Annotated in this window: 6 protein-coding genes; 2 read left to right on the forward strand and 4 right to left on the reverse strand. The window is 40.2% G+C overall.

What is annotated here, in order from left to right:
- Positions 1-144: 144 nt before the first annotated feature.
- From HMPREF0373_RS14150 to HMPREF0373_RS14160, 3 genes are all read right to left on the reverse strand, one after another.
- Complete coding sequence (locus tag HMPREF0373_RS14150; protein ID WP_044964764.1) at positions 145-927, reverse strand: ZIP family metal transporter; 783 nt, start codon at positions 925-927, stop codon at positions 145-147.
- A 218-nt stretch (positions 928-1145) separates the two neighbouring features.
- Positions 1146-1631, reverse strand: coding sequence for an HD domain-containing protein (locus HMPREF0373_RS14155; RefSeq protein ID WP_021740459.1), 486 nt, complete (start codon positions 1629-1631; stop codon positions 1146-1148).
- Between the two features lie 71 nt (positions 1632-1702).
- A complete protein-coding gene (locus HMPREF0373_RS14160) occupies positions 1703-2446 on the reverse strand; it encodes a Crp/Fnr family transcriptional regulator (RefSeq protein ID WP_341348901.1) in 744 nt (247 codons plus the stop codon).
- 51 nt (positions 2447-2497) lie between these two features.
- Here HMPREF0373_RS14160 and HMPREF0373_RS14165 point away from each other — a divergent pair, with 51 nt between their 5' ends.
- Together HMPREF0373_RS14165 and HMPREF0373_RS14170 are read left to right on the forward strand one after the other, a co-directional pair.
- A complete protein-coding gene (locus HMPREF0373_RS14165) occupies positions 2498-3217 on the forward strand; it encodes a 4Fe-4S binding protein (protein ID WP_021740461.1) in 720 nt (239 codons plus the stop codon).
- 225 nt (positions 3218-3442) lie between these two features.
- Positions 3443-4507 (forward strand): P1 family peptidase, encoded by a 1065-nt coding sequence (locus HMPREF0373_RS14170; protein ID WP_044964725.1) that lies wholly within the window; start codon positions 3443-3445, stop codon positions 4505-4507.
- Between the two features lie 217 nt (positions 4508-4724).
- On the opposite strand, the gene HMPREF0373_RS17075 is transcribed toward HMPREF0373_RS14170, so the two are convergent.
- Positions 4725-4957, reverse strand: a 233-nt coding sequence (locus tag HMPREF0373_RS17075) for a hypothetical protein (protein ID WP_021740463.1), incomplete at its 5' end; no start/stop codon positions are given.

Raw genomic sequence — 4957 nt, forward strand, 5'->3', positions numbered from 1 at the left:
TTTAGAGTTTACACAGAATTAATTACAGTCTCAAGATTTTTTACTAACCGTCCAAAGTCAGTAATCTTATTTTACTCTGAGGTATTTTTTTCTCAACCTTCTTTCTCGGAATTCCTTATATTTGAATTATACAAGAAGCTCCTCTTACCCCAGTGCCACATCCAGGATCATCATCAAACTAAATCCAAGTGAAAAGAAAAGCGTACCGATATTCGAGTTCTGTCCTTGAGACATTTCCGGAATTAGTTCTTCAACCACGACATATAACATGGCTCCTGCTGCAAAACTCAGTAAATATGGTAATGCCGGAATTACCAGCTGTGCAGCAAGAATCGTCAATACTGCTCCAATCGGTTCAACCACTCCTGAGAGTACACCTCCCAGAAATGCCTTTCTCTTACTTTCACCCTCTGCCCTAAGCGGCATGGATATAATCGCTCCTTCTGGAAAATTCTGGATAGCAATTCCAAGTGATAAAGCAAGTGCACTTGTTGCTGTAATCTGTGCATTTTCAGAAAGAAAACCTGCATACATTACACCAACCGCCATGCCTTCAGGGATGTTATGTAATGTAACTGCCAACACCATCATCGTAGTACGACCAAATTTGCTTTTCGGTCCCTCTGCCTGATCACATCCAACATGAAGATGCGGTATCAAATGATCAAGTGCAAGTAAAAACAATATACCAATCCAGAAGCCAACAACTGCCGGAATAAATGATAAAGTTTTCATATTCTCAGATTGTTTAATTGCCGGAATCAGAAGACTCCAGATTGAAGCAGCAACCATTATACCTGCAGCAAACCCTGCAAGTGCACGTTGCACTGACTTGCTAAGTGTTTTTTTCATACAAAACACGCATGTCGCACCTAGCGTTGTTCCAACAAATGGAATCAGTATACCTTCAAAAACATTTATTAGCATTTTATTTTCCTTCCATATATACTCGAAAAATTTATTGGCAAAAATATTAATGGTATTTAAGCTTGATTGCTGTGTTTTTGCTGTCAAAGGAAATACACCTTCTGGATACAGATCGCCGGACTCCATCGAAAATGAAGTACGGCAAGGTATTATCTATATACGATTTCTTCCAAAACCAGATTATTAAACATCATTTCTTTTCTAAGGCTATTGTTATGTCAAATATTAAACATCTCCCTGCAAATTGTTTTTCCACATGCTGTTTTAAAAATACTATGATAAGCTTTTAAAGCTGCTTCTTTCGATAAGCCATCCTCCATAATGTTTACCAGAAAATCAGCCTCTACCAATATCTGATAATCAATTTCATTAATATTATTATATGTATGATGATGTGCGATCAAATACTGAACACGATCAGAAATATCTTGCTCAACCCCCAATGTTTCAAGCAGCCTTTCTGCTATTGCAGGACCTTCTTGTTCCTGTAATTTTCCATTACAATTTCCATATTTTTCTTCACAGAAATGAATTCCAATATCGTGTGTCAAAGCTGCCGCTTCAATGGTAAACAAACATTTCTTATCTACCTTTTCCGTTTCCGCTATCAATTTTGCATAGCTATGCACCTTACAAAAATGTTGAATTCTCTTTGCGTCCCCTTTATATAATTGAATCATTGCCAAATGTATTTTATTTATCATTTAAAGTTTCCTCCTGCACATATAATAGCCTTCTAATTAATTTTGTCTTTTCCGCAATATATATCACATTCCTATTTTTGGATTCGCATCAAATCCGCATCATTAGAAACAGTTAATTCAAAATGATTTCGATTTGTTTTTATAAAGCCCTCTTTTTGTAACTTTGATATCTCCGTAGACATTGCTGCACGATCAATACAAAGGTAATCTGCCAGCTGCTGCCGGTCAAAAGGAATATCAAAAGATAACGACGAATGTTTGATAGATTCTGCTGACAGATATGATAATAATTTATCTCTTGTTGTTCGCTTCCCAACATGCGTGATTTTATCGTTCAGGATCAATATTTTATTTGCCAGGACACTGACCAGATTACGAATTAACTTCTGATGATGCTCACATGCAGTTGGACAAGTAACCAGAAGTCTCTGGATATTAAACAAAATAATCTCACAATCCTCATTTGCCACCACACTGATATTTAAAACCGCTCCCGGGCTTGCTGCATATGGTTCTCCAAAAAAATCACCGGCGTGACATTTTGCCAAAATATTCCGATGTCCCCAGAGATCTTCCTGCATAACAAGGACACAGCCTGACACCACAAGTCCCATTACCTCGGTAGAATCTCCTGCTCTGAAAATATATGAATCTCGTTTTTTTAAAATTACTGTTGCATTTACACAATGCAATATAGATAATATCTCGTTATCAGTAAGACCTTTAAAAAATGGACTGTTTCTTAGAATAGGTAAATATTTTTCCAAAATCGTTCCTCCCTGTTGGAAATCAAACATACAAGTTGTATTTATCATACTATAATTCTAACAGAAACAAAAGTTAAATGCTATTGATGGAGGAAAAAAATGATAAGAAAGATTATCAGAATTGATAAAGAAAAATGTAACGGCTGCGGTGCCTGCGCAGATGCCTGCCACGAAGGTGCTATTGATATCATTGACGGGAAAGCAGAATTGGTGAGAGAACATTTCTGTGACGGACTGGGTGATTGCCTCCCGGAATGTCCCACAGGTGCCATTTCTTTTGAAGAAAGAGAAGCCCCTGAATATGATGAAGAAGCCGTGAAAGAAGCACAGAAAAAAATATTTGCCAAAAAACAGGCAATCTCCTCTCACGCCGGCTGTCCGGGATCTAAAATCATGCAGATTCAGCGAAGAGAAACACCTGATCCTGTAAAACCATCTTCAACCGCAGATTCCGTATCAAAGCTTCAGAACTGGCCGGTACAGATTAAACTGGCTCCTGTTCATGCACCATATTTTAACGGCGCAAAGCTATTAATCGCAGCCGATTGTACTGCTTACGCTTATGCCAGCTTTCATCAGGATTTTATTCGAAATAAAGTAACTTTAATTGGTTGTCCAAAATTAGATCAGGTGGATTATAGTGAGAAACTGACCGAGATTATTCAAAATAATAACATTCAAAGTGTGACAATTGTAAGAATGGAAGTTCCTTGCTGTGGCGGACTGGAGATGGCTGCAAAAAAAGCGCTGCAAAACAGTGGAAAATTCATACCATGGCAGGTTGTAACAATAAGTATTGATGGAAAAATCATGGACTGACGTAGAATATAATGTTACAGTTCACTCATCATATGTATTCAAATATTGATCATGCTTGCATGAGGAAATATTTGAATACATAATGATGAAGGGAGCGCCTTTTTATGAGCAAAAGTAGAGCGTAGCTACGGAGAAGTCCTGAAAGGACGTTTTGCGAATGGCGCGTGTGAACAGTAACAATACAATCATTAGAAATAGGTGCCAAAATTCAAGGAGGAAAACAACGTGAGAAAAAAACGGATTCGCGACTTTGGAATTGTACCCGGAAGAGTGAAAACAGGAAAAAGAAATGCGATTACGGATGTACCTGGTGTACTGGTAGGACACTGTACTGTGAACACGGAAGGAAATCATACCGGTGTGACCGTGATCGTCCCTGGACCGGGCAATGCATTTGCAAATCACTATACGGCTGCGGCCTATGTCCACAATGGATTTGGGAAAAGTGCCGGTCTGGTACAGGTAGAAGAGCTTGGAACCCTTGAAACACCGATTGCCCTTACAAATACATTAAATGTTGGAAAGGTTTGGGATGCACTTGTCGATATCGTGATCGAACAGTGCCAGAGCGATGGGCTGGAACCTATGAGCATCAATCCTGTCGTTGGTGAGTGCAATGATTGCCGGATCAACCAGATCCAGAAACGTGCAGTTGGTGAAAAAGAAGTTCGACAGGCTTTTGCAGCTGCTTCCGAGGAGTTTGAAGAAGGGGATGTAGGTGCCGGTGCCGGTACCATCTGCTATGGCATGAAGGGTGGAATCGGATCTGCATCACGTGTGATCTGTATCGGTGAAAAGGAATACACCATCGGCGTTCTGGTTCAGTCAAACTTTGGTGCAACCGAAGATTTTATACTGAATGGAGAAGCTGTCGGGCCAAAAATTCTGGAATGGAAGCAGGAAAAGGATGATATGGCTGCATCTGAAGAAGACAAGGGTTCCATCATGAGCATTCTGGCTACCGATCTCCCATTGACAAGCCGTCAGCTCAAACGGATTCTGAAAAGAACAGGGGTTGGCATTGCACGAACCGGCGGTTATACAGGACATGGAAGCGGAGAAGTCATGATCGGCTTTACAACAGCAAACCGGATCCCGTCCGGTTGCGAGGAGGAACTCCTTCAACTATCAGCAATTCCGGAGCATGTGATCAACCGGGCTTTTCTCGCTGCAGCAGAAGCCGAACAGGAAGCGATTTTAAATTCCATGACGGCTGCAAAACCAACACGTGGAAGAGATGGAGAGCTGTATTACAGCCTTGCAGAATACCTTAACGACAGGAACGCCTAAACCTCAAATATACAAAATCTTCAGAATAAATTGAACTAATTATTCTCCCCCCTCACAGAAACCGATTCTACCTTTTTGTCCGCATATCCTAATGCCCTTGAAGCTATTTTGGGGCAAAATGTCAGGCTTTTGTGTATTGCAAAAACCGCCCAGCGATCATTTCTGATCGTTGAGCGGTTCTTTCATTATTTATGGGGTAAAGCTTTTGCTGATTTACTTAGAAAACAACCTTACCATTTACTACGGTATAGTAAGCTGAGTTGTACTCAACAGCACCTGTAAAGTCAAAGTTTACTTTTCCTCCGTCAATCTTCCACCAGCCATACTCATTTGCAGCAAGACTGTTGTAGTTGAAGTTAATCTTACCACCTTCTACATACCACCAACCGTACTCGTTCTGAGCAAGTCCTGTGTAGTTGAAGTTGATCTGACCGTTCTGTACATACCACC

Origin of the sequence: Eubacterium ramulus ATCC 29099 (genome assembly GCF_000469345.1) — a bacterium.
GTDB lineage: Bacteria > Bacillota > Clostridia > Lachnospirales > Lachnospiraceae > Eubacterium_I > Eubacterium_I ramulus.